The organism is Pseudonocardia alaniniphila (assembly GCF_022524485.1).
GTDB lineage: Bacteria > Actinomycetota > Actinomycetes > Mycobacteriales > Pseudonocardiaceae > Pseudonocardia > Pseudonocardia alaniniphila.
In genome coordinates, this window is record NZ_JAKXMK010000011.1 from 41,877 (window position 1) to 67,494 (window position 25,618).

Sequence of the window (25,618 nt, forward strand, 5' to 3'; positions counted from 1 at the left end):
GGTGTGAAATCCGCGGCAAGCGACGACTGTTCCCGATCACCCGATCGTGTGAGCCAGCTCTCGGCCCGCGCCTCAGTAGCGCCAGCGCAGCCCGGCCAGGACGTCATCGGGTGATCGGTCCTCGGCCGCCGCGGCGTCGGATCGCCGGACCGCGAGGAACGCGCCCAGCAGGTCGTCGCCGAGCACGGCCGGGATGCGCGGGTTGCCCGTCAGAGCGGCCTCCTGCTCCGCCTGGGTCCGCGGGAGCAGGGCGATCTTCTGCTCGGCGCGCTCCTTCTCGCTCCACGACCCGGGGTCGGCCTGCACGGGCGGCTCGAGCGAGAGCTCGTCGGCGACACCGGCTGCGCCCGCGGCGAGCACGGCGGCCAGCGCGAGATACGGGTTGGCGGACGCGTCCGACGTCTTGAGCTCGACGTTCGCGTGGTCGGACCCGAGGAACTTCGAGCCCGGCACGTACCGCAGCGGCGCCTCCCTGTTCTCCACACCCCAGAACGCGAACGCCCCCGCGAAGAACCCGGGCCGCAGGCGGGCCAGCGACCCGAGGGTCGGTGCGGTGATCGCCGCGACGGCGGGCAGGTCCCGCAGCAACCCGGCGATGTAGGCGGCGCCCTCTGCGCCGGGGCCCTCCTGATTGCCCGCGAGCAGGTTGCGCCCGTCGCGCCAGACGGAGCTGTGGATGTGCCAGCCGTTTCCGGCGGCGGCCTGGGCCGGGAGCGGCGCGAAGCTCAACCGGAGCCCGTTGCGGCGGGCGGCGGCGCGCAGCGTCTGGCGGGCGAGGAGCTGGCGGTCTGCGGCGGTGACGGGATCGCTCGGCGCGAGGGACAGCTCCATCTGGGCCGGCCCGTACTCGGCGTGCAGCTGCCCGATCTCGAGGCCGTTCGCGGTGAAGTCGCGCAGTACGTCCGCCATGAACTCGTCGACCGCGAGGAGCGCGTGCGGGCTGTACGCGGGCCCGGGATGGGCGGGAACGAACTCGTCGGGGCCGCCTTCCGCGTACACGCCGAACTCGATCTCGTAGCCGACGAGCGCGGTCAGCCCGGCCTTGCCCAGCTCCTCGACCTGGCGCTCCAGCACCGCGCGCTGGTCGTAGGGCCAGGGAGCACCGTCGGCGTCGAGGATCCGGCCCGGCGCCCAGGCGAGCGCCGGCTGGCCGGCCAGCGGCACGAGCCCGTCGAGCACCGGTACGAGCCGGACGTCCCCGGACGGTGACGAGAGCCCTTCGTGGGCGTACGTGATCGCATCCGAGCTGTCGAACACGGCGAAGAGCGTGGTCACGCCGATGCCGGTCTCTGCCACCCGGGGCAGCGCGGAGACGGGCACGGTGCGCGAGCGCGGGATCCCGTTGTTGTCCGCCCAGCTGATCGTCACGCCTGCGACACCGGCATCGGACAGCTCGGCGGCGACGGTCCGGGCGTCGGGCACCGCGTCGGAAGTGGTGGTCATAGCTGGCAGGCTCCTCCGCGGCGACGCAGCGCGCCAACCACCACGCTGGCTAGCGTGGCGATCATGCGGATCGACGAGCTGCCCACGCCCGCGTTGCTGGTCGAGCGGGCCCTGTTGGAGTCCAACCTCGACACGATGAGCGCCGCCCTGCCCGGGACCAGGCTGCGCCCGCACGTCAAAGCGCACAAATGCAGCGCGCTGGCGCGCCGCCAGCGCGCGAACGGCCACCCCGGCTTCACCTGCGCCACGATCCGGGAGTGCGAGGTGATGGCGGCTGCCGGGCTCGGCGAGGACCTGCTGCTCGCCAACGAGGTGCTCGACATGCGCCGCCTCGGAGCGCTCGTGCGTTCGGGAGCGCGCGTCACCGTCGCCGTCGACTCGCCGGAGACGGTGGCTGCGGCTGTGGCGGGCGGAGTGCGCGAGGTGCTCGTCGACGTGAACGTCGGGCTGCTGCGGTGTGGCTGCCCGCCGCAGAAGGCGGGCGATCTCGCCGACGCGGCCCGCCGGGCGGGGCTCGAGGTGCGCGGCGTGATGGGCTACGAGGGCCACCTCATGCTCGTCGCCGACCCGGCCGACCGGGCCCGGAAGACCGCGGAGGCGATGGCGCTCCTGATGTCGGCAGCCGCCGACGTGGGCGGTGAGGTGATCAGCGCAGGCGGAACCGGCACGTACGCCGACAACACCTGGGCCACCGAGATCCAGGCAGGCTCGTACGCCCTCATGGACACCGCGTACGGAGCGATCGGGCACCCCTTCGGGCAGGCGCTGTCGGTGCTCGGCACGGTGGTCTCGGTGGCGGCCACGCACGCGGTCGCCGACGTCGGGCTCAAGGCGCTCGGGATGGACCACGGCCTCCCCACCATCGCGGACGCGAAGGTGCGGTTCTGCTCGGACGAGCACACGACGTTCGTGCCGCAGGCGCCCGTGCGGGCCGGGGAACGGGTCAGGGTTCTGCCGGCGCACGTCGACCCGACGGTCGTGCTGCACGAGCGGATGCATGTGGTGGACGGTGCCGAGGTTTTCGAGACCTGGGACGTCGACATGCGGGGTTGGTGAGTTCGAGCGCTATGCAGGCCTGCCCAACGCGATCGCGGCGGCCCGCTGCATCGCCGCCCTGACCTGCTCGGGTGATGCGCCGCGACGGAGGCTGGTGATCGCCGCGGCGTTGACCGCGCCCATGGCGGCGCCGACGAGGGCCGCTGCGTCGATCTCGTCCAGCTCGTCGGGACAGGTGTCGTGGAGAGCCTGGGCCAGCCGCGTCTGCGCGGTGAAGGATGTCTGCAGCAGCCGCGCCTGAACCGCCGGCACGGACGTGAGCAGGCGTGCGCGAACAGCGGCGAGCCCGCTGGACAGGTCGCCGGCCCATGAGTCGGCGATCATCACGTCCAATGCCCTGGCCAGCACGTCGCGTACCGGTTCGTCCGGGCTCCGTTCGGAGATGGCGAGCGTGCCCGCGTCGACCCTGGCTGTGGGATCCCCGAGTACCACGTCCTCCTTGGTGGGGAAGTGCAGGAAGAAGGTCCGGGTGCTCACGTCTGCCTCCTCGGCGATGTCGGCGACCGTGGTGCCGTCGTAACCCTTCTCGTCGAACAGCCTCGTGGCGGCGTCGATGAGCGCCGTGCGGGTGTGCTGCTTCTTCCGAGCGCGGCGGCCCGTCCCGTCCTGCATTCATCCACGGTACTACATTGACTGAATCAGTTCATCAACTGTAGTAATGTGCTCAGTGCATCGAGGGGGTAGACATGGGTGTAATGAGCGGTCGCACAGTGCTGGTCACGGGAGCGGGACGGGGCATCGGCCGGGCGGAGGCTCTCTACCTGGCCGCGGAGGGCGCGAACGTCGTCGTCAACGACCCGGGCGTGGAGATCGACGGCTCGGGTGGCGACAGCCGGGTGGCTGAGGCGGTCGTGGCGGAGATCGTCGGGGCAGGTGGTCGTGCGGTGGCCGACACGGGCAGTGTCGCCGTGTGGGATGACGCTCGCCGCATGGTGGATGTCGCGGTCGAGGCGTTCGGGGATCTGCACGCGGTGGTCAACAATGCGGCGATCGAGGCCAGCAAGGCGCTGGAGAGGCTGACCGAGCGCGATTTCGACGCCGTCGTCGCTGTCAAGCTCAAGGGGACGTTCGCGGTGAGCCGGTGGGCGGCCGCCTACTGGCGCGACCGCGCGGCCGCCGGGGTGACTTCCGACCGCGCGATCGTCAACACCGTGTCCGGGTCCGGTCTGCTGAACCCGTTGCCCACCCATTCCGGCTACGCCGCGGCGAACGCCGCCGTGGCGGCGATGTCGTCCGTACACGCTGTGGAGCTGGCCCGACTCGGGGTCAGGGTCAACTGCGTGAGCCCGTCGATGGTCAGCACCCGCCTCACGGCGGGCGTGCCGGGAATGGACCGGACCGCGGGCGCGGGCGGTATCGACCCGACGGCGCCCGTGGTCGTCGCGCCGCTCGTGGCCTACCTCGCGAGCGCGGGGTGCCCGCTGACAGGCCAGGTGCTGTCGGTCCGCGGTGGCGCGATCACGGTGAACGTCGGATGGTCCCGTGGAGCCGAGGTGACCAAGAGCGGCGGGTTGTGGACCGTCCCGGAGCTGGCCGCGCGGCTGGAGACGTTGGATCTGGAGGACCCGTTCGAGCGGCTCGCTTCCGCGCTCGATGGAGCTCTCGGCGGGGCGGGCCGCGCACAGATCGAGACAATGGTCGCGGACCAGCTCAACGCCTGATCCACGGTTTCCCGCCGGGTCCAGCGGTTACGGTGGGCGGATGCTCGTCGATCGGATGCGCCCGCACACGTCCACGATCTTCGCCGAGATGTCGGCGCTCGCCGTGCGCACTGGCGCGATCAACCTCGGACAGGGTTTCCCCGACACCGACGGGCCGCCCTCGCTGCTCAGCGACGCCGCGGCGAACATCCAGGGCGGGATCAACCAGTACCCGCCGGGCATCGGCATCCCCGAGCTGCGCTCCGCTGTGGCCGAGCACCAACGGCGCTTCTACGGGCTCGAGGTCGACCCCGACGCCGTGCTCGTCACCACCGGGGCCACCGAGGCGATCGCCTCCGCCGTGCTCGCGTTCTGCGAGCCCGGTGACGAGGTGGTGACCTTCCAGCCCTACTACGACTCCTACGCCGCCACGATCGCCCTGGCCGGCGCGGAGCTGCGCGCGGTCGCGCTGCGGCCTCCGTCGTTCGGGTTCGATCCCGACGAGCTGCGAGCCGCGTTCTCCGCCCGCACCCGGCTCGTGCTGGTGAACACCCCGCACAACCCGACGGGCGCGGTGTTCGACCGTGAACAGCTCACCCTGATCGGCGAGCTGGCCGCCGAGCACGACGCGGTGATCGTCACCGACGAGGTCTACGAGCACATGACCTACGACGGGCGGCCCCACGTGCCGATGGCCACCCTTCCGGGCCTGGCCGAGCGCACGCTGACGATCTCCTCGGTCGGCAAGACGTTCTCGGTCACCGGCTGGAAGGTCGGCTGGGTGCACGGGCCCGGGGAGCTCGTCTCGGCGGTGCGCGCGGTGAAACAGTTCCTCACCTACGTCAGCGGTGCCCCGTTCCAGCCCGCCATCGCCGCCGCGCTCGCGCTGCCCGACTCCTTCTACACCGGCCTGGCGGCCGATCTGCAGCGCAAACGGGACCTGCTCTCCGACGGGCTGCGGGAGGCGGGCTTCACCGTGTTCGACACGGGCGGCACGTACTTCGTCGTCACCGACGTCACGGCGCTCGGGTTCAGCGACGGGGCCGAGTTCTGCTGGAGCCTGCCGGAACGGATCGGCGTCGCCGCTGTCCCGGTGTCGGTGTTCTGCGCCGACCCCGATCTCGGGCGTTCACTGGTCCGCTTCGCCTTCTGCAAGCGCGACGAGGTGCTCACGGAAGCCGTGTCCCGCCTGGCGGCTCTGCGATCGGCGGTGCAGGCATGAGGGCGTACGGCTTCACCGCGTTCGGCGGCCCCGAGAACGAGACGATGCTCGACCTGCCGGTTCCCTCGCCGGGGCCGGGCGAGCTGCTGGTGCGCGTCCGCGCCGCCGGCGTCAACCCGGGCGACTGGAAGCTGCGCGACGGTGGCTACGGCAACACCGCGCTGCCCGCGGTGCTGGGCCGGGAGGTGGCCGGCACGGTCGTCGCGGCCGGTCCCGGTTGCGGCGGTTTCGCCGTCGGCGACGAGGTGTTCGGCGGCACTCCGGGCATGGTGGGCGGCTGGGCCGAGCAGGCGCTGGTGCTGGCGTCGTTCGCCGCGCACCGTCCTGAGGGTGTGAGCCCGGCGGATGCGGCGGGGCTCCCGGTGGCGGCCGGCACCGCCTACGACGCTCTGAACGGGCTCGACCTCGCACCCGGCTCGACGCTGCTGGTCAACGGGGCCGGTGGTGGGGTCGGTGTGGTGACCTTGCAGCTCGCCCGGGCCCGTGGGCTCGTCGTCGTCGGCACGGCCAGCAAGGGCAAGCACGATCTCGTCGCGTCCTACGGCGCCACTCCCGTGGAGTACGGCGACGGGGTGGCCGAGCGGATCCGCGCCGCCGCACCCCAGGGCGTCGACGCGGTGTTCGACACCGTCGGCGGCGACGCACTGCGCGCTGTGGCCGAGGTGCTGGCCGACCGCTCACGCCTGGCGACGATCGCCGACCGGGCGCTCGCGGCCGAGCTCGGGGGCAAGGGGGTGGAGCGCGACCGCAGCACGGGAGTGCTCGCCGCGCTCGCGCAGCTGGTCGCCGACGGAGCGCTCGACCCGAACGTCACCGATACCCGGCCCCTCGACGAGGCGGGTGCCGCGCTCGCCACCGTGGAGGCGGGGCACACCCGGGGCAAGGTGGTGATCGAGGTCGGGTGATCGCGCCGCAGTGGTGGTCATGTGAGCGGTCTGAGCACCTGGTCCATCGTGACCACCACCGCCCGCTCTCCCCGGTCTGCCCGATCGCTATCTCTCCTCTCGCCGGCAACGGGCTGGTCCCTTCCGCGCTGACGTCACAGCCCACGTTGTTCACGCCCAGCCTCTCGGCGGCTCGTGCGACCTCGGCGAACCCGGCACCGAAAGCTCCCGGGAGATGGTCACCGCGCTGCCCGGGGGCGACCGGCCCGACCGACAGGTAGGTCAGCACGTTCTTCGCCGTCAGCCGCGGTCAGGGCGAGTGCGCCGGTGCCGGCCAGGCTTTTCCGCAGCATTCCTGACATTGCCCGTTCCGCCCCTCTCCGGTGGGTCGGTTCCGGGCCGATAAACGGCCGGCGAATTCTCATCACGCGTGACCTCGGCAAGATGTCATCCGTGGCGGGAGGTGATCGTCGCGGCATTCATTCTGGCGAACAGTCAGGAGTCGCCGTGGCAGATCGATCCCTTTGGTGGTTTTGCTCCCTGTTCGCCGTGCGGGTCAACAGGGAAGACCGGGACTGATGTGGACGGTGGTATCGCGGGTGTGAATGGCGGCTGTCCCTTCGATCAAGATCCGTACTACGGTGCCCAGACCACTGCTTACCGTCGCGCCCGCACGAACGCCGGCCCGGCAGCGGTGTGATCAGGGGTGACGCATGAATCGACATGAACGGGACGATTACTACGTCGTGGGGGAAGGTGTCTATCGAACTGATCAGAACGGCGCGCAGCTGCTCGCTCGTCCGTCCACACTGGATCAGTATCGAAAGTTCCGGTTCTCCCGCCTCGGGCCGATGGGCGATCCGATGGACGACGCCGCGCGGCAGATCGTCGAACAAGTGGCCGATGTGATGGCCGGGAAGGGAGTGACAGATCCGGATTCGCACGATCCCGTCATTCCTGCCGGATTCACCTATCTCGGTCAGTTCGTCGACCACGATCTCACCCTCGACAAGACCGCGGTGCACCTCGGCCAGGACGTCTCGGTCGCCGAGCTGATCCAGGGCCGCTCGGTCTCGCTGGACCTCGACTCGCTGTACGGGCTGGGGCCGGCGCGCGATCCGCAGTTCTACGACCCCGACGGTGTGCACCTGCGCACCGGTTCGACCGTTGGCGTCGCCTTTCCGCCGGACACCCCGGTGGCGAACGCCGATCAGGCCGGGTTCGACCTCCCGCGTTCGGGACAGGGGGCCACGCCGGCGGAGCGACGTGCGCCGGTCATCCCGGATTCGCGCAACGACGAGAACCTCGTGGTGGCGCAGACGCATCTCATGTTCATTCGGTTCCACAACACCGTGGCCGGCAAGTTCGCCGAGCAGGGATTGACCGGAACCGCGCTCTTCGAGAAAGCGCGTGCGGAGGTCACCAAGCACTACCAGTGGATTCTGCGCACCGACTTCCTCCCGCGAATCGTCGACCAGGCGGTCCTGGACGACGTCTTCACGAACGGGCGCAAGTTCTTCGAGGTCCCGCCTACGTCGGCGGACGGTGCGGGCGAGCAACAGACCCGCGAAACGATTGATGCGCCCACGATGCCGGTGGAGTTCTCGGTTGCCTCCTATCGGCTCGGGCACAGCATGGTGCGGGACGCGTACGAATGGAACGCCGTGTTCCGGACGGGCGGCCCCGGTGGAGTGGCGCCGCTCGGCTTGCTGTTCCGGTTCACCGGCACCAGCGGGAACTTCACACCCGGATCGGCCACCGACCTCAGCGACCTCAACGACGTGAACGCTGCCGGCCCGGAGCGGCTGCCGAGCAACTGGATCGCGGACTTCCGCCGGCTCTACGACTTCTCGGAGGCCCAGCGGCCCGACCTGAAGCCGGCGGACGGCCTCGTGAACGTGACCAAGCGGATCGACACCCTCCTCGTCGACCCTCTGCGTCAGCTGCCCGAAGGGGCGTTCGACGGGCGGACCGCGGCCGTGTCGACCGTGGGGCGGGGTCTCAACCTGGCCTTCCGCAACCTCACGCGGGCCGGGATGGTCAGGCTCGCCACCGGACAGCAGATGGCGGCTTTCCTCGGTGTGGAGGTGCTCAAGCCGGACGTCATCCTCGCCGGCAACGGCGGTGCCGTGCTGCCGACCGCTTCGGACACCCAGCCCGGCCTCACCGACGAGCAGAAGGCCTGGTTCGGGGAACACACGCCGCTGTGGTTCTACATCCTGCGCGAGGCCGAGGTGGCGCAGGGGAAGGTGACAGGTGTGGGCGCCCGGATCGTCGCCGAGGTGTTCCACGCGGCGATGGAGGCCAGCGCCAACTCCATCGTGCGTGACCAGGCATGGCGCCCCTCTTTCGGCCCGGACGCCGCCACGTTCCGGATGGTCGACATGTTGCTCTTCGCCGTGGCGGGCAACGAACAGGTGCTCTTCCCTCTGGGCTGAGCGACGGGACCGGTGGGCCGGGCCGCGGACGTCCGGCCCACCGGCGGCCCGGGGCGGGACAGAACCCCCGGTTGGATCTGTCCGGGGCGGTTCGTCACCCGTAGGGTTCCGCTGCCCTGGTGTGATCGGCTCGAGAAGGTTGGATGTTCGACGCGGACTCCGTCCCGGGCTGCCACCCCCGCGGAGCCGTCCGCCGCCGAAGGCTCCCCGAACGTCGGCGGATGCGGGGCGAGCTGCGCAGTCCACACCAGGCCCTCGACCACCCGGATCCGGAGGACGACCGTGCCCACTGACCAGCTGACCGTGGAGCCGGGCACACCCGCGGCAAGGTCGCGATCCGGGTCAGCTGACGTGATCGGCCGCCGGCACCCGCTGCGGTGCCTGCGCACCGAGGCAGGCACAGTGACGCCGTGACGGCGAATCGGCTGGGCCTGCTGATCGGTGCGGTTTTCGGCACGATCTACGTGGTGGTCAACGCGGGCACGCTGGGTTCGCCGGTCGGCCTGGTTCTGCAGGTGGTGGGTGTCGCGGCCCTCGTCGGGCTGCTGGTCGTCATGTTCCGGTCCCGCCCGGCGTCGTCGCCGACCACGGCACGTAATGCCGTCGCGTTCAGCCGCTGGTACTGGGTCGTCGTCGCAGCCGAGGTGGTCGCCTTCTTCGCGGGCACCGCAGTGCTGCGCGGGCCGCTCGACCTCCCGCTCGCCGTCCTGCCCTGGATCACCTTCGTCGTCGGCGTGCACTTCCTCGGGCTCGCCAAGGTGTGGCGCGCACCGTCGCTGGTGTGGGTGGGGGCCGGCCTCGCGGCATGCGGTGTGCTCGGCCTCCTGGTCGCTGTGATCGGTGCAGGCGAAGCGGTTGTCGCCGTCGTCGCCGGTGTGGCTCCCGGGCTGCTCCTGCTCGGAGGCAGCTGGTGGGGCACGGTCCGCGGCGCTCGGGAACCGGCCGCAACCGCCGAGTGAGCCGCGCCGCCGCAACCGGCCTGCGACGGCGGCCCGGACAACGACCCTCGAAGACCCCGATCTCGGAGGACGAGAAGTGCCCACTGACCAGTTGACCGTGCGCGAGCGAGCCACCCTGCTGGCCCTGATGGCCGAGGCCCGCGAGCTGACGAACGCGGAACTGCGCGACGCGGCAGGCTTCACGCTCGACGGCCGGTACCGGCGCAGGCTGAACGAGCAGAAGCTGGTGACCTCCAGAAAGGTCGGCCGCGGCTTCGCGCACGAGCTGACCGACGACGGCTGGGCCTGGTGCACCGCCGAACTGTCCACGGAGCGTCCCGACCGGGCGGGTTCGCTGGGCGGAGCGCTCTACACCGTGCTCGCCGGGCTGCAGCGGTACGTCGCCAGGGGCGGCCTGCTCCACGAGATCTTCACGCCGGACGTCGAGGTGCTGATCCGGAATGCGTACCGGGAACTCGCGGATGCACCCGGCCGCTGGGTCGGCCTCGCCGAGCTGCGGGAGAAGCTGCTGGGCGTGTCCCGAGCCGCGGTCGACGCCGAGCTCGAACGGATGGCGAGCAGCCCTGGTGTGCACATCCAGGCCGAGTCCAACCAGAAGACGCTGACCGAGGCCGACCGTGCCGCCGCCGTCCGGTTCGGGGGCGACGAGCGGCACATGCTGATGATCGAGGCGGAATGACCGACGAGGAGCGGATGGCGCTCGAAGCCGTCCAGTTCAACTGGGCCGTCGCTCCGGACGACGTGTGGAGCCCGGTCACGCACCACGTCGACGGTCTGCACGAGCGGGTTGCGAAGTCCGTGCTGGACTCCGTGTCGGCGGCGCGGGCGAGCCAGGGAGCGAGCCCGATCGGGGTGGTCCTGCAGGGCGACCGCGGTGTGGGCAAGACGCACCTGCTGCGGTGGGTGCGTCAGCAGGTGCAGGAGAGCGACGGGTACTTCTTCCTGGTCAAGCTGCTCGAAGGCCATGAGTTCTGGCGCAGCGCGGTCCACGGGATCGTCGACGGCTTCTTCGCCGGGCAGGTCGACCAGCTCACGCCCCTCCTGCGCCGCCTCGCTGCGCTCGCGGGAATGTCGCCGCTGGCGCAGACCCGCATCGCAGGAATGCTCCCGCTCTTCCGCGAGGACCTGGACGCGCTCGTCATCGGTATCGGCAGCGTCGATCGTCAGGTGTGGATGGAGTGCCAGAACACCCTGCGGGCGCTGGTGCTCTATCGGGCCGTCCACCCGGAGCTGCAGGAGATCGGGTACGGCTACCTGACCCTCGACGGCGACGTCGAGGAGTCCGCGCGGCTGGAGTGGGGCTTCCGGCGCGGCACCCGGTCGCGCCAGCTCGTGTTGCGCGATCTCTCCCGGTTGCTGGCGCTCACGGGGCCGACCGTGATCGCGGTCGACCAGATCGACGGGCTGATCAACCAGTCCGACGAGGCGACGAAGGACGCGGCGTCCGTCACGGCGAAGCGCAGCGCACTGGTCGGCGAGATCGCCGACGGGCTGATGGAGCTGCGGGAGGCGACGCGGCGCACCTTGTCGATCCTCGCGTGCATCCCGGCGTCCTGGGAGACGATCAGGAGCAGCGCGGTCAACTCCGCCGCCGATCGCTTCCGCGAGTCGACGCTGCAGGGTGCGATGCCCGACTCGGACGTCGCGCGGGCGATCGTCGCGCAGCATCTCGGCGGGTGGTACGCCGAGGTCGGGTTCACCCCGCCGTACGACACGTGGCCCGTCCGGCCGTCGGCGTTCGAGAGCGCGAGCGCGCGGACCTTCACTCCGCGGCGCCTCCTGCAGCGCGTCGACGCGCACATCCGCACGTGCCTCGACTCCGGTGAGCTCAGCGAGCTGGACGATCTCGCGGACGAGCAGCCTCCCGTCGGCCCACCTCAGCCGCCTGATCCCCGCGAGCTGCAGGCGATGGACGCGTGGTTCGCGCGGTTGCGCGATGAGGCCGACGTCGATACGCCCCTTCGGCAGGACAGCGAGGACGACTGGATGCCGCCGCTGCTGACGGCGGGGTTGAGCGCGTACATCGCCGAGCTCGGCGAGGCCGGACAGCATCTGGCGGTGGATCAGGTGCGCGGGAGGAAACCCGCGTTGCACGCCCGCCTGCGCCGGACGCTCGACGAGCGGACCGAGGACGAGGCGCACGTCGCCTTCCGCGGGATCGCGCACACGCACGCCCGTGCGGTGCAGAGCCGGATCAGCTCGGCCAGTACCGAAGCCGGCCTGCGGGCGGGCGGGGACAAGCGCACGCTCGTGTTGATCCGCAACACCGCCTGGCCGAGCGGCCCGGTGACGGCCCGGGTCGTCGCCGAACTGCAGGAGCAGGGCGGGATCGTCGTCCCGATCAGCGAGGACGACCTGCGCACCTTCGCGGCGCTGGAGGTCATGCAGCGGCCGCAGAAGCCGGGGTTCCTGGAGTGGCTCGCCGCTCGCAGGCCGGCGGGGTCGACCGAGCTCTTCCGGCGCACCCTCGCCGATGTCGCACCCCGGCAGGTCGCGGCCGCTCCCTCGGAGGACGCCGATGCTGCGCCGGTGGCCGAGCCCGCGTTGCCTCCACCGGCTGACGATCTTCCGCCCGCCGGGAACCAGGAGTCGACCGCCGAGCAGCCGGAGCCGCCGCGGTGGCGGCCCAGCCCGGTGCCCCGGCCCCGTGTTCCGACGGTGCCGGTCGGCAGGTCGGACACCCACCAGCGAGACGTCCACGTGCCGCTCGAGTCGCTGCGCAAGCACACCGTCGTCTTCGCCGGGTCGGGTTCGGGGAAGACCGTGCTCCTGCGGCGGCTGGTGGAGGAGTGCGCCCTCCACGGGGTGTCGGCGATCGTGCTCGACCCGAACAACGACCTGGCCCGCCTCGGCGACGCATGGCCGCAACCGCCGCAGAACTGGCACGACGGCGACGCGGAGAAGGCGGCCACTTACCTCGAACAGACCGAGGTGGTCGTGTGGACGCCCGGCCGCTCGAAGGGGCGGCCCTTGGCGTTCCAGCCGCTCCCGGACTTCGGCGCCGTCCTCGGTGACGACGACGAGTTCGCCATCGCGGTCGGTGCGGCCGTCGCGAGCCTCGCCCCCCGCGCGCAGCTGACCGGGCGGAAGGTCGAGTCGGGCAGGGCGGTGCTCCGGGAGGTGCTCACCTACTACGCCGGCCACGGTGCCTCGTCCCTCGACGGGTTCATCGACCTGCTCGGTGACCTGCCCGAGGGCATCAGCGGGCTGCGCAACGGCCAGAAGCTCGCCGCCGAGATGGCGGAGGCGCTGACGGCAGCCATGATCAACGACCCGCTGTTCGGCGGGTCCGGGGAGACGGCCGACCCGTCGGTGCTGCTCACACCGCGCGAGGGGAAGACGGCGCGGATCTCCGTGATCAGCTTCATCGGGCTGCCCGCCGACGAGCAGCGCCAGAGCTTCGTCAACCAACTGCAGATGGCGCTGTTCTCCTGGGTGAAGGCGAACCCGGCGGGCGATCGGCCACTCGGCGGCCTCTTCGTCATGGACGAGGCACAGACTTTCGCGCCGTCCGGTGCGATGACCGCGTGCACCGAGAGCACGATCTCCCTGGCGTCGCAGGCGCGGAAGTACGGCCTCGGCCTGGTCTTCGCCACGCAGGCGCCGAAGGGCCTGCACAACCGGATCCCCGGAAACGCCGCCACCCAGTTCTTCGGCTATCTGAACTCGGGCGCGCAGATCAACGCCGCCACCGAGCTCGCCAGGGCCAAGGGCGGCCAGGTGAGCGACATCTCCCGGCTCAGCTCGGGCCAGTTCTACGTCGCGAGCGAGGGCCTCGCGTTCGAGAGGGTGCACGAGCCGATGTGCCTGAGCCACCACCCGCCGAGCCCGCTCACGTCGGAGGAGGTGATCAAGCGGGCCGCCGAGGGACGGGCGTGACGGTTGTGCCAGGTCAAACGGCCTGCGCGTTCCGTTCCTCGGGCACCGGTGTGGTGGCGGCCACGAGCTCGTCCAGCGACAGCCCCAGTGCTCCTGCCAGCGCGGACACGGTGAAGAACGCAGGTGTGGGGATGCGGCCTGTCTCGATCTTGCGCAGCGTTTCCGCGGAGATGCCGGCGTCGCCGGCGATGTCCGCGAGGCTGCGGTCGCCCCGCGCTGCGCGCAGCAGCGCGCCGAGCCGCTCCCCGCGCTCGCGGTCGGCCGGGGTCAGGGGGACACGCACCATGACACCAATAGTAATACCGGTATAGTTATCGACATGATTGAGATGAAGACCCCGGCTGAGGTCGACGCCGTCCAGGCCGCAGGGAAGATCGTGGCCGACGTCCTCACCGCTGTACGGGAGCACGTCGCCCCCGGCGTCGCACCCGCCGAGCTCGACACGCTGGCCGCCGACCTGATCGCGGCCGCGGGCGCACGGCCCACCTTCCTGGGCTACCACCCGAGGTCCGCCCCCTCGGCCTATCCGGCGGTCATCTGCGCGAGCGTGAACGACGCGGTGGTGCACGGCATCCCGGGCCGTCAGCCGCTGCGCGACGGCGATCTGATCAGCGTCGACCTCGCCGTGCACCTGGACGGCTGGTGTGCCGACGCGGCGTTCAGCACCGTGGTCGGTCAGGCAGACCCGCGCGACGTCGAGCTCATCGAGACGACCGAGCGGGCCCTCGCCGCCGGCATCGCCGCCGCCGTGCCGGGAGCCCGCATGGGCGACATCGCCCACGCGATCGGCGTCGTCGGTCGCGCCGGTGGGTACGGCCTCCTGGCCAACCACGGGGGCCACGGTGTCGGGCGCGAGATGCATGAGGCCCCGCACGTGCCCAACGAGGGCCGCGCGGGTCGTGGCCTCGTCCTGCGTCCAGGCCTGGTGATCGCGATCGAGCCCATGTTGCTGGCCGGTGGCACCGACGACTACCGCCCCGACCCCGACGGCTGGACCCTCCGCACCGCCGACGGCAGCAGGGCCGCCCACACCGAGCACACGATCGCCGTCACCGACGACGGGCCGCGGGTGCTCACGGCAGGCCGTCCCACGAGCTGATCCGCTCGGTCGAGATGTGCAGGCCGTACGCCGCTGCCGTCGTTGCTCAGGGCCGGGGGCGCCGGGCCTCGCAGCCGATGGTTGCGAGGCGCGATCCCATCGGCGCCGAGGCGGGATCGAATCTCAGCCCAGCGCCGCGACCACGGCGTCACGCATGCCGGTGGCCGGTCGCCCGAGGAGCTTCTCGAGGTCGTCGGAGGGCTCCGCGAACAGGCCCGATGCGATGAGGTTGTGCACGAACGCGGCGGGGCCGAGGTCGTCGGCCGGCACCGCGCGGTAGGCCACAGGTCGCCCGGACACCTCGCCGAGGATGCGGGCGAGGTCGGGCACCGTCCAGAGTGCGCCGCGCACCTCGTACGCCACGCCCTCGTGTTCCGTGCCCGTGAGCGTTGCCGATGCGGCGAGCGCGAGGTCGGTGATCGTCGCGAAGTTGACCGGCTGCCCGCCGTCGGCGGCCACCAGCTCGCCGGACCCGACGGCCGAACGCAGCCCCGGGTTCACGAGCGCCTCCATGTAGAAGGTGTTGCGCAGCAGCGTGTGGGGCACGCCGGACTCGCGCAGCATCTTCTCGGTGGCGGTGTGGTCGGCGAGGAACCCCACGCCGTCCTGCGCTCCGATGGCGCTGGTGTAGACGATCCGGCCGACCCCGGCAGCGCGCGCCGCCTCGACCACGTTGCCGTGCTGGCGGACCCGGGTGCCCGGGGTGATGTCGGGCGAGGAGACGAACAGCAGGACGTCGGCGCCCGCAAAGGCCGCGCGCAGCGACTCCGGGTCCTCGTAGTCCCCTGCGCGGACCTCGACGCCCTGCTCGGCGAGGGCCGCGGCCTTCTGCGGAGTTCTCGCCACGGCAACGAGATCGGCGGCCGGCACGCGGGTCAGCAGGTCCTTCGCGACGATTCCCCCGAGCTTGCCGGTGACTCCGGTGACGACGATCATTTCCGCTCCTCCACAACACTCCCGCCGGGACGAGATGACCGTAAGCGTGCCGGACGATGCGCCGCGATGCCCACCCCGGAGCTGATCCGGCACCGCCCGCGGTCGGGGTGATCTGCGGCCCTGGTCGATCGCGGCCACCGTCCGCCGAGCACTCGACCCCTGATCTCGGCCGCCACCGTCAAGATCGTCACGAGAGCGGCCGATCCGCCCTCGTCGGGGCGAGAACCCGAATCTGGGATCGATCATGGGCTCGACACCGATGATCGATGCGAGTGTGGCCGAATCGCCCTCTCAGGGGCGGGAAGCCTGATCTCGGAACGATCACCGCTCCAAGATCGCCGTGAGATGAGGGTGCGCGCCCCCGAGAGGGCGGAAAGCCGGATCTCGCGGCGATCATGCCGTGGCGGTCCGTGCGTCAGGTTGCCTGCTGCTCGTCCTCCGTCCACTCGTCCTGGGGCTCGCCCGGCCGGTGCACGCCGAAGGACCACTCGAAGCCCTCGGGGTCGACGACCCGGAATCGGTAGTTGCCCCATTCCGTGGACTCGGGCTTCCAGATCGTGGTGGCGCCGGCGTCGACCGCGCGGGCGTAGAGCGCGTCGACGTCGTCGGGTGCGGGGACGCTGAGGTAGACCCCGTAGCCCATGGTGGGGCCCTTGCGCGGCGGGCGCTCGTAGCCGTCGTGGTCGCTGAACACCACGACCACGGCGTCGCCGAGCCGAAGCTCGGAGTGGGCGATGCCGCCCTTCTCGTCCGGGTACGACATGGTCGTCTCGAACCCGAAGGCCCGCTGGAGCCACGTGATGGCGGCCGGGGCGTCGCGGTATCCGAACAGGGCGTGGAGATCGGCGAGGGGCTGTGTCGTCTCGGTCACCCGATGAGGATGTCCACCTCAGCGGTCAGTTCCTGTCCTGATATTCACGCGACTCCGTTCAGGGTCAGCCCACTGCCGCCAGGTCCGTGGGCTCCTCGTGGGACGGGGTCGGGTCCGTGGCCGGGGCCTCCGGGTCCCGCTCGCCGTCGAGCAGCGGGCAGTCGAGCCAGGCCTCCGGGATACCGAAGGCGTCCACCAGCGTTCTGGCATGGGGGCGCAGTGATCCGCACAGCGCGTTGACGGCCGCGGTGATCGCCTTGGCGCGGCCCGGGGTGAGGTATCCGTGCTCGACGAAGAACGCGCGGTCGGCCTCGATCACCGAGAGGGCGTGCAGCCCGCGCACCTGGTCGAGCAGGCCGCGCGCGGCTGGGCCCTCCACCCGGTCGACGGCGCCCGCGAAGGCGTCGAACACGATCCGGTCGACGTGCGCCCGTGCGGCCACGAGCAGGTGGTCCTGGGCGCCGTTGAAGACGGCGAACTGGTCGGCCCCCGGCGAAAGTGCCCGGCGCATCCGCCGCGCTGCCGCGGCGAGGAGGTGCTCCTCGCGCTCGACGAGCAGCCACCGCTGGTAGGAGCGGTCGCGCACGTCGCCCCGCCGCAGCACGGCACGCAGGCCGGTGCGCTCGGCCAGGGAACCGGCCACGAGATCGGCCGCGAAGCGCGCCTTACCCGCCAGGTCGAGCTTCCCGACGCGCCGTGCGTAGTCCGAGAGCAGGGTCCTCGCCACCAACTGCAGCAGGACGGTGTTGTCGCCCTCGAAGGTGGTGAACACGTCGGTGTCGGCCTTGAGCTGCGGGAGCAGGTTCTCCGCCAGGTAGCCGGCGCCGCCGCAGGCCTCCCGGCAGGTCTGGATCGTGGCGGTGGCGTGCCAGGTGGCTACCGACTTGATGCCTGCGGCCCTGGTCTCCAGGTCGCGCTGCAGATCCTCCACATCGGTGCCGGAAGCCGGCTCCCCACCGAACGACTGCAGGTCGTGCATGTCCGACACCAGGTCGCCCTGCGCGAAGTGCAGCGCGTAGGTGGTGGCGAGTGCGGGGAGCAGTTTGCGCTGGTGGACGAGGTAGTCCAGCACGACCACCTCCTCGCCCGTGGCCGGGTCGGCGAACTGCCGCCGGGTCGCGCCGTAGCGGATGGCCAGGGCGAGCGCCTTCTGGGTGGCCGTGCCCGCGCCGCCCGCAACACTGATCCGGCCCCGGACGAGCGTGCCGAGCATCGTGAAGAAGCGGCGCGAGGAGCTCTCGATGGGGCTGGAGTAGGTGCCGTCCTCGGCCACGTCGGCGAAGTGGTTGAGCAGGTTCTCCCGCGGCACCCGCACGTGGTCGAACGAGAGCCTTCCGTTGTCGACGCCGTTGAGGCCCGCCTTGCGTCCGCAGTCGCCGATCGTCACGCCCGGCATCGGCGTGCCGTTCTCGGCGCGAATGGGCACCAGCAGCGCGTGGACGCCGTGGCTCGTGCCGCCGGTGATCAGCTGGGCGAACACCACGGCCATCCGGCCGTCCCGCGCGGCGTTGCCGATGTAGTCCTTGCGCGCGCCGGCGTCGGGTGTGTGGATCTCGAACTCCTGCGCCGCCGGGTCGTACGTGGCGGTGGTGCGCAGGTGCTGGACGTCGGAGCCGTGGCCGGTCTCGGTCATCGCGAAGCAGCCGAGCAGCTCGCCGTCCATGATCGCCCGGAGGTACTCGTCGTGATGACGAGAAGTGCCGAGCACCTGGACGGCCCCACCGAAGAGGCCCCACTGCACACCGGCCTTGACCAGCAGGGAGAGGTCGCCGTATCCGAGCGCCGCGAACGCCGTGACGACGCCTCCGACGTCGCCGCCCCCGCCGTACGCCGGGTCGAAGCCGAGGTGGGGGCGGCGGCTCTCGGCCAGCAACCGCAGGTTCGCCGTGGTGAGCTCCCGGTACTCCTCGGTGCTCAGCCCGGGATCAGGGTTGAGTGCGAGCGCGCCGAGTTGCGCGCGGACCTCGGCGCGGACACCGGCCCATCTGCCGTCGAGGACGCGCTGGAGTTCGCGGACGTCGACCGTCATGCAAGTTCCTCTTCCTTCTGGGCTGCTTCCTTTTGGGCGGCGGCCGGGGGAGCCACGACGCCGGAGAGCCCGGACCAGGCCAGGGCGGTGAGCTGAGCCGCGAGCTCGTCGCGAGTGGTGCCCGCGGGCCGCGCGAGCCAGTTGTCGGCTGCTGCCCGCACGAGGCCGACGACCCCGTGACCCCATGCCGCCGCAGCGCTGGTGGCCGAGCCGGCGCGGCGGAGGTGCGCGGCGATGACGGCGGCGGCCTCGTCGCCGATCAGCGAGGCGAGATCGGCAACCGGGTCGGCGTCGAGTGCGCGGTCGACGAGGGGGCGGTGCACGACGAACCGGTAGACCTCGGGGTCGTTCTCGATCAGCCGCAGGTAGGCGGCGATGGCGGCGGCGGTCTTGGCGTGGGGCCCGTCGGCGCCGTTCATGGCGGCACGGACCTGCGCGACCAGTACCTCGGCCACGCGGGCGCAGACGGCGACGTAGAGCTGGGTGCGGTCGGTGAAGTGCCGGTAGACGACGGTCTTGCTCGTGCCCGCGGTGGCTGCCACCTCGTCCATTCCCACGCCGGCCCCGTGCGTGCGGATCGCGGTGATCGCGGCGTCCGTCAGCTCGGCACGGCGAGCGAGCCGATGGGCGTCCCACCGGCTGGTGCGCTTGTCCTGCAGTGCCTTCACGGGACCGACAGTACCGTGTACTTTGAGTATCGGCTACCGATGGGTAACACCGTCCAGAAGCCTCAACCCGGGAGGAACCCGTGCCGGAGAGCCGGAAGGCCGCCGTGATCGGCGGCAACCGCATTCCCTTCGCCCGCGCGAACGGCGCGTACGCCCGCGCGTCCAACCTCGACATGCTCACGGCCACGCTCGACGGCCTCGTTGCCCGGTTCGGCCTGGCCGGGGAACGGCTCGGTGAGGTGGCGGGCGGTGCGGTGCTCAAGCACAGCCGCGACCGTGACCTCACCCGCGAGGCCGTGCTCGGCAGCGCGCTCTCGCCCTACACCCCGGCATACGACGTGCAGCAGGCCTGCGGCACGGGCCTGGAGACCGCGATCCACGTCGCCAACAAGATCGCCCTCGGGCAGATCCAGAGTGGCATCGCGGCGGGGGTCGACACCGCGAGCGACGTGCCGGTCGCACTGAACGACGACCTGCGCCGTGTGCTCATGGAACTCAACGGAGCTCGCTCCCTCGTCGCCCGCCTCAACGCGCTGCGCGGGCTGCGGCCAGGCCAGATCGTGCCGGAGATCCCGCGCAATGCCGAGCCGCGCACGGGCCTGTCGATGGGTGAGCACGCCGCGCTCACCGCGCTCGAATGGCACGTGGGGCGGGAGGAGCAGGACGAGCTGACCGTCGCGAGCCACCGCAACCTCGCTGCCGCCTACGATCGCGGCTTCTTCGCCGACCTGGTGACGCCCTACCTGGGGCTGACGCGGGACCAGAACCTGCGCCCCGACACCTCGGTGGAGAAGCTCGCGAAGCTCTCGCCCGTCTTCGGCAAGGGTGAGGGCGCCACCATGACGGCGGGCAACTCCACACCGCTCACGGACGGTGCGGCAGCGGTGCTCTTGGGGTCGGACGAGTGGGCCGCCGAGCACCGGCTCCCGGTGCTCGCGCACGTCGTCGACGCGGAGACGGCCGCGGTCGACTTCGTGCTCGGCTCGCCGGGCCGACCGGTCGACGGGCTGCTCACCGCACCGCTCTACGCCGTGCCGCGGCTACTCGAACGCAACGGGCTCACGCTGCAGGACTTCGACTTCTACGAGATCCACGAAGCGTTCGCGTCCACGGTGCTCGCCACGCTGAAAGGCTGGGAGGACCCGGCCTTCGCGAAGGAGCGGCTCGGGCTGGACGCCCCGCTCGGCCCGATCGAGCGCTCGAAGCTGAACGTCGTGGGCTCCTCGCTCGCCACCGGCCACCCCTTCGCCGCGACGGGCGGGCGCATCGTCGCGACCCTCGCGAAGCTGCTGCACGAGAAGAGCAGCGAGACCGGGACGCGCACGCGCGGGCTGATCAGTATCTGTGCAGCGGGCGGCCAAGGTGTCGTCGCGATCCTCGAGGCGGGATGACATGTCGAACGACACTCTTCGCGATCTCTCCCAGAACTCCCTGGTCCGACGGCTGGGCGTGCCCCGGATCCCGGTGCTGCGCCGCTACTCACCGGGGCAGCCGCTGCTCGACGGGCCCGCGCTCGTCGGTGCGGTGGGCGCAGGCCGATACGCCGATCAGATCCGCGCGCTGCTGAAGGGCGCCGAGGTGGCTGATGCCGGCGACGGCAAGGTCGCGGCGGCCGTCCTCGACGCCACCGGCGTGCGCACGCTCGACGACCTCGCTGCGGTTCGCGAGTTCCTCACCCCCGCCGTCCGGCGGCTGGGCCCGTCGGGACGGTTGTTGCTGCTCGGTCCGGCGCCCGACCCGTCCGACGTCGACGCGGCGGCCGCGGCCCAGGCACTCGACGGGCTGGTGCGCTCGGTGGCCAAGGAGGTGCGCGCAGGCGCGACGGCGAACCTGCTCGTCGTGCACCCCGACGCGCCCCCCGCGGCTGCCGACTCCGCTGTGCGGTTCTTCCTCTCGGCCCGGTCGGCGTACGTCGACGGGCAGGTCGTGCGGATCGGGGTTCCCGTCGGCCCGGCCCAGGACCCGATCGGGATGGACGCACCCGACGAGGTCGAGCGGCCGCTGGCCGGACGGGTCGCCGTGGTCACCGGCGCGGCCCGCGGGATCGGTGCGGCCATCGCCGACACGCTCGCCCGCGACGGAGCCACCGTCGTCGCCGTCGACGTCCCGGCTGCGGGCGAGGGGCTCGCCCGGGTGGCGAACCGCATCGGCGGCGCCGCGCTGCAGCTCGACATCACGTCGTCCGACGCCTCCGAGCGGCTCCTCGCACATATCCGGGAGCGGCACGGGCGCGCCGACATCGTGGTGCACAACGCCGGCATCACGCGCGACAAGCTGCTCGCCAACATGGACGCCGACCGCTGGAACGCGGTGCTGGCCGTCAACCTGCGGGCGCAGCTCACGATCAACGAGGCGTTGCTCGCCGGTGACCTGCTGAGCGACACCGCGCGGATCGTCTGCATCGCGTCCACCAGCGGGATCGCCGGCAACCGCGGCCAGACAAACTATGCGGCGAGCAAGGCGGGCGTGATCGGGATGGTGCGGGCGCTCGCCCCCCGTCTCGGGGAGCGGGGCGCGACGATCAACGCGGTCGCGCCGGGCTTCATCGAGACCGAGATGACCGGGAAGATGCCGCTCGGCACCAGGGAGGCCGGGCGCCGGATCAACAGCCTGCGCCAAGGCGGCCTGCCGGTGGACGTCGCCGAGACCGTCGGCTGGCTCGCGCAGGCCGAGAGCGGTGGGATCACCGGCCAGGTCGTGCGGGTGTGCGGGCAGAGCATCCTGGGGGCCTGATGGGCACGGGTGGCGCAGGGCTGGGTCTGATGCCGCTGTACGTGAAGGCCGCGGCCGGGTCGATCGGGCCGCGCGCGTCGGTGCTACCGGAGGGCGAGCGCTCGCGGGAGGGCGTGTCCGTGGATCGCGGGCACTTCGCGGACTACGCGCGTGTGTGCGGCTTCCCGATCGAGGACGCGCTCCCGCTCACGTACCCGCACGTTCTGGTATTCCCGCTGCAGGTCGAGCTGATGGCCGGACGCGACTTCCCGCTGCCGCTGCCCGGGCTGGTGCACATCGGCAACACGATCAGCGTCCATCGTGAGATCGACGCGGCCGAACCGCTCGACCTGCGCGTGCACGCCGAGCGGTTCGTCGCGCATCCGAAAGGCGCGCAGGTCGACCTCGTCACTCGCGTCGACGCGGACGGTGAGCCGGTCTGGCACGGGCGCAGCACGTACCTTGCGCGCGGTGCCCGCGCGCCGGAGGGAGCGACCTCGCCGGCGACGGCGCCGCCGGAAGCCCCGGACGGCCCCGCGGTCGCGACGTGGCGGGTGGGTGCCGACACCGGTCGGCGCTACGCCGGCGTCAGCGGTGACGTGAACCCGATCCACCTGCACCCGCTCGCCGCGCGTGCGTTCGGTTTCCCGCGGGCGATCGCCCACGGGATGTGGACGGCTGCACGGGCGCTCTCCGCGTTGCAGGGCCGGCTACCAGCGGCGATCACCTACGACGTGGCGTTCGGCAAACCCCTGCTGCTGCCCGGCACGGTCGAACTGCACGCCGCACCGGTGGACCGCGGCTGGCATCTCGCTGTTCGCAGGGATGACCGCACGTACCTCACGGCCGTCGTCCGGGAGGCGTGACGGGGACGCTCCGAGGCACCGTGTTCTAGGAGCAGCCGGGGATGGCGGGGCGGCAGTTGTTGGGCTGGTTGGCGACCACGGTGCTGGTGGTGATCGTGACCGTGCCGGCGAGCCGGAAGATGCCACCGCCGTCGGCGCCACTACCGACCGCGCGGTTGGTGATCACTGCGACGTTCTGCAGGGTGGTAGTGCCCGTGTCGTTGTAGATGCCGCCGCCCTGGGCGTCCGTTCCGGTCGCGGTGTTGCCCAGGACCTGGCCGTTCCTGACGGTCAGCGAGTCGCCGTTCCACAGGCCGCCACCTTCCGCCTCGTCGCCGCTGGCGACGTTGTTCAGGACCGGGCTGCCGGAAAGCGTCAGGTCGCCGAAGTTCCACACACCCCCGCCGGACGCACCTGAGCCCGTCGCGTCGTTGCCGTCGATACGGGTGTTGTTCAGGGTGAGTGGGCTCGCGTTGAGGATTCCGCCGCCGAAAGGCTCGGCGGCCCCGGTGATCGCATGATTGCCGGTCACCGTGCTGCCGGTGAAGGTGGCGCTGATTCCTTGGTTGTTGAAACCACCGCCCTGAACCGCGGTGTTGTTGCTGAGGGTGCTGTTGCTGACCTCCACCGTGCCCAGACTGTAGATCCCGCCGCCCACTTGGGTAGCGGTGTTGCCGGTGACGGTGCTGGTGGAGAGGGCGAGGCGGCCGCCGTCGACGAAGATTGCACCACCGTTGTCGGCGCGGCCGTTGCGCAACGTCAGAGCGCTCAGGGTCAGGGTCGATCCGGCGGCGACTCGGAAGAACCGGAAGTCCGGGGCCGACGACGAACGGGTGATCGTCGCAGAGTTGCCGTTGATGCGAACCGGCGTGGTGATGATCGGCAGGCCGTTACCGGGATTTTCCGGTGTGGTGAGCGTGTAGGTGCAGGCGGGAGTGAGGTTCAGAGTTCCACCACCGGCCGAGTTGGCGGCAGCCACCGCGTTCTTGAGGGCGGCCTCGTTGCACGGCACAAGGGTTTGTGCGAACGCCGTCATAGGCAGGCCCAGCAGAACGCTGCCCACAACAACCGTCCCGGCCAGAAACCTACGACCACGCAGCATCGACGACCGTCTCTCGTATTCGAGGAGCGATGAGGTGTACGGCAGGCACGCTAGAGAGGCTCTGCGCGCAGGACGCGAAACCCGGCCGTGGCAATCATTCGATCGACAACACCGATTCACCCAGCGGAGGAATGTGCGTGGGTCTCCCGACGGGGACACATGTCGCTGAATCCGTGCGCCTGGAACCGCGATACGTGACCATGTCGCAGAGGCGCGTGCTCGGCGACGGGTGCCGGCTCGGGGGTTTCGGGCTCTAAGCTGCTCGATCATGGCCCGGTTCGTGATCGACCGGTCGACACGGATCTCGCTCGCCGTGGTCGTGCTGATCGCCAACCTCGCCGGCGCCGCCGTGGTGCTCGTGCTCGCGGCGTGGGTCCTGCCCGAGGGGCCGCTGGCCGACCCGACCACCGTGCGGCTGATCAACCTCCTGACCTTCTGCGGGTACCTGGTGCTCGCTGTGCCGGTCGGGCTGATCTGGGGTGGCCTGCGGTTCCGGATGCCCCGGGGAGGCGCCGACACGGAGCAGCACCTGGTGCTGCACGGTCCGCTGCGGCTGGTCACCGTGTCGGCCGTGCTGTGGGGCGTGGCCGCCGCCCTGTTCGTCGTCCTGAACGCCGGCTGGTCCCTTCGGCTCGCGGCGTCGGTCGGGGAGACGATCGTGCTCGGTGGGATCACCACGTGCGCGCTGTCGTACCTGCTCAGCGAGCGCATCCTGCGGCCCACGGCAGCGCGCGTGCTGGCCGCGCACCCGCCCCGGCGGCGGGTACTGCCCGGCGTGGTCGTGCGGGCGCTGCTCTTCTGGGCGCTCGGCACGGCGGTGCCGGTGGTCGGGCTGCTGCTGTCCGCGGTGTCCGCCCTGGCCTACGGGGACGTGTCGCCGGGACGGCTCGCCGTGATCGTGCTGACCGTCGGTGGTACGGCGTTGGTCGCCGGTCTGCTGGTGACCGTGGGGGCGGCCAGGGCGGTGGCCGACCCGGTGAACGCGGTGCGCCGGGCGATGCGCCGGGTGCAGGGCGGTGATCTCGAGGCGAACGTCACGGTCTACGACGGCACCGAGCTCGGGCAGTTGCAGTCCGGGTTCAACACGATGGTCGCGGGCCTGCAGGAGCGGGAGCGCATCCGTGACCTGTTCGGCCGGCACGTCGGGCGGGACGTGGCCCGTGCCGCCGCTGCTACGGGAGAGGTCCGGCTCGGCGGCGAGGTGCGTCGGGTGGCGGCGCTCTTCGTCGACCTCGTCGGCTCCACGACGCTCGCCGCGCAGCGCCCGCCCGGCGAGGTGGTCGGACTGCTCAATCGCTTGTTCGCCGTGGTCGTCGAGGTGGTCGAGGAGCACGGCGGCTGGGTCAACAAGTTCGAGGGGGATGCCGCCCTCGCGGTGTTCGGAGCGCCCGTCGACGTCCCGGATCCCGCGGGCTCCGCGCTGGCCGCCGGCCGCGTACTGGCTGCGCGGCTGACCGCCGAGCTGCCGGAGGTCACAGCGGGGATCGGTATCTCCGCGGGCGACGCCGTGGCGGGGAACGTGGGTGACGTGCGCCGTTACGAGTACACCGTGATCGGTGACCCGGTGAACGAGGCCGCGCGGCTCACCGAACTGGCCAAGACCGCGCCCGGCCGGGTGCTCGCCGCCGGGTCCGCGGTCGATCTTGCGGACGCCTCCGAGGCGGCTCGATGGACGGTCGGCGACACGGTCGTGCTGCGCGGCCGGGGCGCGGCGACCAGGCTCGCGAGCCCGAACGACAACCCGGAACCGGCGGAACCGGTCGCCGGAACGGACGGGCGCCGTGGAACCCGTCAGGATCTTGGTGCTGGATGACCGAAAACCGCGTGGATGGGGT

21 protein-coding genes are annotated in these 25,618 nt (G+C 71.4%); 13 read left to right on the plus strand and 8 right to left on the minus strand.

Annotated elements, in window-relative coordinates; genetic code table 11:
* Positions 1 to 72 precede the first annotated feature (72 nt).
* A complete protein-coding gene (locus tag MMF94_RS13935) occupies positions 73 to 1,443 on the minus strand; it encodes a glutamine synthetase family protein (protein WP_241036821.1) in 1,371 nt (456 codons plus the stop codon).
* A 63-nt stretch (positions 1,444 to 1,506) separates the two neighbouring features.
* Here MMF94_RS13935 and MMF94_RS13940 point away from each other — a divergent pair, with 63 nt between their 5' ends.
* Positions 1,507 to 2,499, plus strand: coding sequence for an alanine racemase (locus MMF94_RS13940; RefSeq protein ID WP_241036822.1), 993 nt, complete (start codon positions 1,507 to 1,509; stop codon positions 2,497 to 2,499).
* 9 nt (positions 2,500 to 2,508) lie between these two features.
* Here the strand turns inward: MMF94_RS13940 and MMF94_RS13945 are convergent, their stop codons facing one another.
* Positions 2,509 to 3,111, minus strand: a complete 603-nt coding sequence (locus MMF94_RS13945) for a TetR/AcrR family transcriptional regulator (protein WP_241036823.1) — start codon at positions 3,109 to 3,111, stop codon at positions 2,509 to 2,511.
* An 83-nt stretch (positions 3,112 to 3,194) separates the two neighbouring features.
* Here MMF94_RS13945 and MMF94_RS13950 point away from each other — a divergent pair, with 83 nt between their 5' ends.
* The 7 genes from MMF94_RS13950 to MMF94_RS13980 all read left to right on the plus strand — a co-directional run bounded on the left by MMF94_RS13950 (position 3,195) and on the right by MMF94_RS13980 (position 13,521).
* Entirely contained in the window at positions 3,195 to 4,160 is a 966-nt protein-coding gene (locus tag MMF94_RS13950) for an SDR family NAD(P)-dependent oxidoreductase (RefSeq protein WP_241036824.1), read from the plus strand.
* Between the two features lie 40 nt (positions 4,161 to 4,200).
* Positions 4,201 to 5,361: a pyridoxal phosphate-dependent aminotransferase gene (locus MMF94_RS13955; RefSeq protein ID WP_241036825.1), complete on the plus strand. Its 1,161-nt coding sequence runs from the start codon at positions 4,201 to 4,203 to the stop codon at positions 5,359 to 5,361.
* Positions 5,358 to 6,266 carry an NADP-dependent oxidoreductase gene (locus MMF94_RS13960; protein WP_241036826.1) on the plus strand — a complete coding sequence of 303 codons (909 nt, stop codon included), beginning with the start codon at positions 5,358 to 5,360 and terminating at the stop codon, positions 6,264 to 6,266. The genes MMF94_RS13955 and MMF94_RS13960 overlap by 4 nt, the downstream gene beginning before the upstream one ends.
* Positions 6,267 to 6,958: 692 nt before the next feature.
* A complete protein-coding gene (locus tag MMF94_RS13965; protein ID WP_241036827.1) occupies positions 6,959 to 8,683 on the plus strand; it encodes a peroxidase family protein in 1,725 nt (574 codons plus the stop codon).
* Between the two features lie 410 nt (positions 8,684 to 9,093).
* A complete protein-coding gene (locus MMF94_RS13970; RefSeq protein ID WP_241036828.1) occupies positions 9,094 to 9,642 on the plus strand; it encodes a hypothetical protein in 549 nt (182 codons plus the stop codon).
* 76 nt (positions 9,643 to 9,718) lie between these two features.
* Positions 9,719 to 10,321, plus strand: coding sequence for a hypothetical protein (locus MMF94_RS13975; RefSeq protein WP_241036829.1), 603 nt, complete (start codon positions 9,719 to 9,721; stop codon positions 10,319 to 10,321).
* Positions 10,318 to 13,521, plus strand: a complete 3,204-nt coding sequence (locus MMF94_RS13980) for an ATP-binding protein (RefSeq protein ID WP_241036830.1) — start codon at positions 10,318 to 10,320, stop codon at positions 13,519 to 13,521. The genes MMF94_RS13975 and MMF94_RS13980 overlap by 4 nt, the downstream gene beginning before the upstream one ends.
* Before the next feature lie 13 nt (positions 13,522 to 13,534).
* Here MMF94_RS13980 and MMF94_RS13985 read toward each other — a convergent pair whose 3' ends face one another.
* On the minus strand, positions 13,535 to 13,807 hold the full coding sequence (locus MMF94_RS13985; protein ID WP_241036831.1) for a helix-turn-helix domain-containing protein: 273 nt from the start codon (positions 13,805 to 13,807) through the stop codon (positions 13,535 to 13,537).
* Between the two features lie 33 nt (positions 13,808 to 13,840).
* Here MMF94_RS13985 and map point away from each other — a divergent pair, with 33 nt between their 5' ends.
* Entirely contained in the window at positions 13,841 to 14,620 is a 780-nt protein-coding gene (gene map, locus MMF94_RS13990) for a type I methionyl aminopeptidase (protein ID WP_241036832.1), read from the plus strand.
* Positions 14,621 to 14,743: 123 nt separating this feature from the next.
* On the opposite strand, the gene MMF94_RS13995 is transcribed toward map, so the two are convergent.
* From MMF94_RS13995 to MMF94_RS14010, 4 genes are all read right to left on the minus strand, one after another.
* The gene (locus MMF94_RS13995) at positions 14,744 to 15,556 is read right to left on the minus strand and encodes an NAD(P)H-binding protein (protein WP_241036833.1); all 813 of its coding nucleotides are present in this window, start codon (positions 15,554 to 15,556) and stop codon (positions 14,744 to 14,746) included.
* Between the two features lie 415 nt (positions 15,557 to 15,971).
* Positions 15,972 to 16,427, minus strand: a complete 456-nt coding sequence (locus MMF94_RS14000) for a VOC family protein (protein WP_241036834.1) — start codon at positions 16,425 to 16,427, stop codon at positions 15,972 to 15,974.
* Positions 16,428 to 16,491: 64 nt separating this feature from the next.
* Positions 16,492 to 18,456, minus strand: coding sequence for an acyl-CoA dehydrogenase family protein (locus MMF94_RS14005; protein ID WP_241036835.1), 1,965 nt, complete (start codon positions 18,454 to 18,456; stop codon positions 16,492 to 16,494).
* Positions 18,453 to 19,124 (minus strand): TetR family transcriptional regulator, encoded by a 672-nt coding sequence (locus tag MMF94_RS14010; RefSeq protein ID WP_241036836.1) that lies wholly within the window; start codon positions 19,122 to 19,124, stop codon positions 18,453 to 18,455. The genes MMF94_RS14005 and MMF94_RS14010 overlap by 4 nt, the downstream gene beginning before the upstream one ends.
* A gap of 80 nt (positions 19,125 to 19,204) precedes the next feature.
* Here MMF94_RS14010 and MMF94_RS14015 point away from each other — a divergent pair, with 80 nt between their 5' ends.
* From MMF94_RS14015 to MMF94_RS14025, 3 genes are read left to right on the plus strand one after another with little or no spacing between them, the layout of a single operon-like run.
* Positions 19,205 to 20,515 carry an acetyl-CoA C-acetyltransferase gene (locus MMF94_RS14015; protein WP_241036837.1) on the plus strand — a complete coding sequence of 437 codons (1,311 nt, stop codon included), beginning with the start codon at positions 19,205 to 19,207 and terminating at the stop codon, positions 20,513 to 20,515.
* 1 nt (position 20,516) lies between these two features.
* Positions 20,517 to 21,857 (plus strand): 3-oxoacyl-ACP reductase, encoded by a 1,341-nt coding sequence (locus tag MMF94_RS14020; protein WP_241036838.1) that lies wholly within the window; start codon positions 20,517 to 20,519, stop codon positions 21,855 to 21,857.
* Positions 21,857 to 22,702 (plus strand): MaoC family dehydratase, encoded by an 846-nt coding sequence (locus tag MMF94_RS14025; protein WP_241036839.1) that lies wholly within the window; start codon positions 21,857 to 21,859, stop codon positions 22,700 to 22,702. The genes MMF94_RS14020 and MMF94_RS14025 overlap by 1 nt, the downstream gene beginning before the upstream one ends.
* Positions 22,703 to 22,727: 25 nt before the next feature.
* On the opposite strand, the gene MMF94_RS14030 is transcribed toward MMF94_RS14025, so the two are convergent.
* On the minus strand, positions 22,728 to 23,942 hold the full coding sequence (locus tag MMF94_RS14030) for a hypothetical protein (RefSeq protein WP_241036840.1): 1,215 nt from the start codon (positions 23,940 to 23,942) through the stop codon (positions 22,728 to 22,730).
* A gap of 109 nt (positions 23,943 to 24,051) precedes the next feature.
* Between MMF94_RS14030 and MMF94_RS14035 the strand changes: the two genes are divergently transcribed.
* Positions 24,052 to 25,596 carry an adenylate/guanylate cyclase domain-containing protein gene (locus MMF94_RS14035; protein ID WP_241036841.1) on the plus strand — a complete coding sequence of 515 codons (1,545 nt, stop codon included), beginning with the start codon at positions 24,052 to 24,054 and terminating at the stop codon, positions 25,594 to 25,596.
* Positions 25,597 to 25,618: the final 22 nt, after the last annotated feature.